The organism is Pseudomonas sp. FSL R10-0399 (genome assembly GCF_009600165.1).
In the GTDB taxonomy this organism is placed as follows: Bacteria; Pseudomonadota; Gammaproteobacteria; order Pseudomonadales; family Pseudomonadaceae; genus Aquipseudomonas; species Aquipseudomonas helleri.
Map to the genome: position 1 here is coordinate 1 of NZ_WIWK01000200.1, position 4,982 is coordinate 4,982.

3 protein-coding genes are annotated in these 4,982 nt (G+C 53.8%); 2 read left to right on the forward strand and 1 reads right to left on the reverse strand.

Annotation, left to right across the window (positions count from 1 at the left end):
• Window positions 1–282 precede the first annotated feature (282 nt).
• On the forward strand, window positions 283–1,650 hold the full coding sequence (locus GHO41_RS28500; protein WP_323370516.1) for an integrase arm-type DNA-binding domain-containing protein: 1,368 nt from the start codon (window positions 283–285) through the stop codon (window positions 1,648–1,650).
• 142 nt (window positions 1,651–1,792) lie between these two features.
• Complete coding sequence (locus tag GHO41_RS28505) at window positions 1,793–2,158, forward strand: histone-like nucleoid-structuring protein, MvaT/MvaU family (protein WP_153330965.1); 366 nt, start codon at window positions 1,793–1,795, stop codon at window positions 2,156–2,158.
• Window positions 2,159–2,308: 150 nt separating this feature from the next.
• Here GHO41_RS28505 and GHO41_RS28510 read toward each other — a convergent pair whose 3' ends face one another.
• Complete coding sequence (locus tag GHO41_RS28510; protein WP_153330966.1) at window positions 2,309–3,172, reverse strand: phage integrase N-terminal domain-containing protein; 864 nt, start codon at window positions 3,170–3,172, stop codon at window positions 2,309–2,311.
• Between the last annotated feature and the right edge of the window lie 1,810 nt (window positions 3,173–4,982).

Below are 4,982 nucleotides of genomic sequence, written 5' to 3' on the forward strand. Positions count from 1 at the left end.
CGGTAGTTCAGTCGGTTAGAATACCGGCCTGTCACGCCGGGGGTCGCGGGTTCGAGTCCCGTCCGCTGCGCCATATTTGCTTCCACTAAGGCCCACTGAACGCCTGGAAGCTACGGAATAAGCGGCCTTTGGCCGCTTTTTTCGTTTATAGCGTTCCATCGGAATCCACCAACAGCCAAGCATTTCTAGTACGTTAAATAGTACATCGCGAATGCCGGATTGTTTGTTGGTGTGCCTCTTCACAAGAGGTATCTCGTTGCTCCAAGCAATGGGAGATTCACCGTGGCACTCACCGATACCGCCGTTCGTCATGCCAAGCCTTCCAGCAAAGACTATTCACTTGCTGATGGTCTTGGCCTGTCGCTGTTCGTCCCGATCCGGGGCAGTAAGCAGTGGCACTTCCGCTACAGCTTGCATGGCAAGCAACTTCGTATCTCCTTTGGAACCTACCCTGATATCAGCCTAAAACAGGCCCGTGAGCGTCGTGACAGCGCCCGCGCTGCTGTTGCGCAGGATATTGACCCTCGTCAGACGCGCCGTCTGGAGCGGCAGCAGAGGGCGTCGGCGAGAGACAACTCCTTCGAGGCGGTGGCTGCCCGCTGGCATGAGTTCCGTAGCAAGAAGCTGACGCCTGGGCAAAAAGGTAGCTCTGGACAATCAAAGCGCTATCTTGACCGAGATATTCTCCCTGTCTTGGGGAAATTGAGCATGGCCGAGATTACCCGTCTGGATGTCCTGGGAGTCGTGCGCCGAATTGAAGGGCGGGGCGCGTTGGTGTCGGCAGGAAAATGCCGGACTTGGCTGAACCATATCTTCCGCTATGCCATGGCCGAGGGAATGATTGATGTCAATCCAGCGTCCGACTTAGACATCGTTGCTGAATCTCCACCGCCGGTTCGTCACAATCCCCACCTGCAGTTGTCGGAGCTTCCTCGGTTTCTCAAGAGGCTGGCGGACTATAACGGCGCAACTACGACTAAGCTTGGTGTGCGCCTGTTGTTGCTGACGGGCGTTCGGACGGGGGAGTTACGAGCTGCAACGCCAGAGCAGTTTGACTTGGAGAACCGGGTTTGGTTTATTCCGGCGGAGGGCGTCAAGCAGTTGCGTAATCGGGTGCGCAACAAGGGAGAAGTGATCCCAGCCTACATTGTTCCGTTATCCAGACAGGCATTAGAGATCGTCAGCTACCTGCTCAAAGGTAAAGGTCGTGGACGGCGTTATCTGTTGCCTCATCGGATTGAGCCTCACGAGAAGATCAGTGAAAATACGTTGAATAGCGCTATCAGGCGTATGGGGTTTGTAGGTGAGCTCACTGGCCATGGTTTGCGAGGGACAATTTCCACCGCATTAAACGAACTAAATTTTAATAGCGGTTGGATTGAAGCCCAGCTTTCCCATGCGGACACCAATAAAGTGCGAGCCGCCTATAATCATGCTCAGTATGTCGTGCAGCGTCGCAGCATGATGCAGTATTGGGCGGATTTGCTTGATGCCTTAGAATATGGAGCGTCAATGCCTGAGAAGCCCGTTGATGAAGGGGCGGTGTTACAGGTTTCTGTATCTCACTTAGGTTCTGAAATGGAGCTCGAGGGATTGTCAAGTAATGAGCGCTATCGTCACCAACGCTTCAATCAGCTGGATGAGCGATGAGCGATGAGCGATGAGCTTATGGTGTTAAATATAAATTGATATTTTCCTGCGTTTTGTTTTTAACAAGATGACCAGGGCTTTGGTTTTTCAGGTCCGGTTGTCAAGTCATAAAAGTCATTTATCGAAAAATATGAGGTGCTAAATGTCCCGTCTTGCAGAATTTCGTAAACTTGAACGGCAGCTTGCTGACCAACTAGCAGAGCTTGAAGCCATGAAGGGCGATTCCGGCCTGAAAAAAGAGATGGAGTTCGAAAGCAAATTACGCGCGCTTTTGGCCGAGTATGGCTACAGCCTCAAAAATATAATCGACTTGCTTGACCCTCAATCTGTTCGTCATGCGCCGGGGCTCACGGCATCAAAGCCAGTCCGCAAAGCACGGGAAGTTAAGATCTACAAGAATCCAAACACCGGTGAGTTGATCGAAACCAAGGGTGGTAATCACCGCCAGCTGAAGGAATGGAAAAGTGAATTTGGTGCGGATGCTGTGGAGTCGTGGCGCATTCAGTGATCTGATTAAAAAACAAAAAAGGTCCGGCGGGCCTTTTTTTGTTTTTGAAATTAGCGATGATACAAATGCGATGTTCCTTTTAGAGTTCAGCTTGACTTAGATCTTCTCTGAGTTGGGTGCGAATATGAATCGCTTTAGTCCAGTCGGTACTTACCTGCCTAAGTAAACTGCTGCAATTGCTGGGCGCTCATGGCCTAGCTCTCGGCTTATCGTCTGGCGCGCCGTTTGATCTTGAATGCGCATTGTGGACGTCAGAGCTTGTCGGGTCGGCCCGCCGGCTGCCGGTGCTTTCCATCCCGTCAGTACTTCATACCGTGCCTGCGCGTAGCGATGACGCAAGCCATGCATATGGCTTAGGCCGGCAGCCTTGCATTGTCCGTCATAGGTATGGCGCTGCTGAATGAACGTCTTGTGCGCTGGGATCAATGACCCAGCCCCGGTCAATTGATGCGCTTGGTCAAGCACCGCGCGTTGTTCGGGGGTGGTGATCAAGACCGTGCGCTCACGACCACCCTTGGTCCATGAACCCTTGAGGGCAATGTGATCGCCTCGGTCGGCATAGCGGGGTTGAAACTTGATGGCTTCCTCGCGGCGTAGCCCGAATACTGCTTGCAGCGCCAGACTCATGCGAACGTAGGGATCATTCACCTTATCCAGAGCATCGCCCAACTCCCGCGCCTTGTTTTCGTTGGTCACATAACGCCGCTCTGGAATGCCGAGCTGGGTGTTGTCGGAAGGAATGATACCCGGTTTACCGATCTTCTCGGCCCACCAGCGCAGATGCGCCAGACGGTTCTTGAGTGTCCCTGCCGACAAGCCCTCAGCCTGCCAGCGCGCAACCAGCGCCTCGACATGTTTGCCCTTGAGTGAGGGCGCACGCATTTGCCTGAATCCCGCTTCGCGCAATTGGCGTGCGACCAGTGTCAGACCTCGTTGCCGATCGGCCTGGGTGGCATGGCTGCCATCACGATTGCGTTGGCAGAGTTGGCGTAGCGTGTAGGTGAGATCGTCCATCCAGTCCTCCTGCCAATGTTCTCTGTACGTGGTGCTGAGTTGAAATCCGGTGAGTGTTATTGCCAACTCGCCAAGGCGAGATCCCCGAAGGGCGAGGGCCAGGTGCTCAGATCACCTGTGGCCTCAAATGAGGCATCTGCCTTACTTCCTGTGGGAAGGTCGGGCAGGGGCGTTTCTGATGAACAGATGAAAAAGATGCGATTCGCTGGGATTAAGACCTCCGTGACAGTGAGTGGGAAATGGACGGGCAGGGCTGTACTAGGCATTGCGCCGGGTAGCCATTGCGGGGACGAAGCGGAGCCCCGTGGGGGCGGTAGGTTGACGTTGGCAGTGCTGGACATGCCGAGGATAAAGCAGGCTCCCCCATGGGTAGGGGCGACGCACGGTGATGAGCCGAGTGCGTCTGGGATGGCTCCGCTCAATGCGAGCTCAGCGCTTGCAGGAACCTGCGCTCTGGGCAACCGGATGGGTACGGCATCGGCGAAGTGATTCGCGCGAAATAGTGCTTTCTGCCCTGCACCAGGGGTTCCGGTGTTTAGACCCGCCGGTAGGTCATTGCAGTTTCAGTGTGCAAGAGCATCATCACGTAGCGCCAACGTAAATACGATCTGCGCGACGTCGTATTGTTGCTGCATTGCGCGGGGCCGTCACTGCGGCGTGCAGTGACGGCCCTTTTGCGTCAACCGAACTGCAGCAGTGGCGAAAAAGCACTTGCTGGCGCAGCTAAAATTGTTCGGCTGTAGAGGTTGTTTCTTTAGGCTAACGCGGCCGGTGGCCTTGTTGGCTGCCTGTTGATGGGCTGCCAGAGGCAAGCCTGTCAACAGGCAGCTTCCAGGCAGCACGCCGGAGAACCGATTTCTGAGCAGCCCCCTATGCAGTTTTCCATGGTCGACGAGTTGATCAAGCGCCCCTGCAGATAGTCCCGTGCGGTGAACAGCGTAACGGTGCCATGGTGCACGCAATTGTGCGATGGCGTGCAGATATGCCCGATTCCCAGTGAGGAGTTCTGCCGAGTAGTTGAGGTGTCACCGCAGTCCCAGACAATACGGTCCTGACAGACCAAAATGGCTTCTCAGTCCTGGCGAGGCTGGCTCACCTTTTTACGGGCGACTGCTCTGATCAATCTGCAGGCCAGCGGCAGTTACTTCGATGCCGTTCAGGTATGGATAGACGCTGACCAAAATGGGGTTTCCATCCCTGGAGAGGTGAAAGCTTTGGCGCAGTTGGGCTTTTTCTCCACGACCAGGTTCGGTCCTGGGCTTCTCAAGCAGTCAATAGCTATGTTGACGAAGACCTGATTCTGAGCGGATGTGCACTTCAGAAATGGTCATTGTGAAGGTAGGAGCCAGGCGATTTGTTGGGGGATGTGGTATGAGGTGTACGTTGAATTAGTTTTTCGCGGTGGCGATATTCGCGTGTAAAAGGTCTGCACATGAGCGCTAAGTGGTGTTTTTTCTACGCTTCCTTGCCAGGCTCTGTATTGCTATTTGGTAGATTTTAAGGAGAGGAGCTGCGATTTTGTTATTGGTTTTTCTTATACCGTTAATGGTCGTTATTTTTACCATGTCGTCGGTACTAAAGATCTGCCTGAAGTTTCTATAAAGAATTCTCCGGCTGATAGTTTCGGTATATTTTTTGGAAGTTGTCGGGGGTCGTTATGGAGGTGCCGAGAAAGTACGTCATGTTATGGCCTGAATATGAGGGGGGAAGTTCGTGGGAGAAAGGTTTACGGACGGCGGTTGCAGGAGCTGAGTGCAACACGGTCATTGAATTGAAGCTGGAGCATCATGCCGCATAGCCATGGCCTTCT

Excerpts from the sequence above, each read along its gene's own strand:
- GHO41_RS28505 (WP_153330965.1), top strand. The coding sequence starts at position 1,793 with ATGTCCCGTCTTGCAGAATTTCGTAAACTTGAACGGCAGCTTGCTGAC.
- GHO41_RS28510 (WP_153330966.1), bottom strand. The coding sequence starts at position 3,172 with ATGGACGATCTCACCTACACGCTACGCCAACTCTGCCAACGCAATCGT.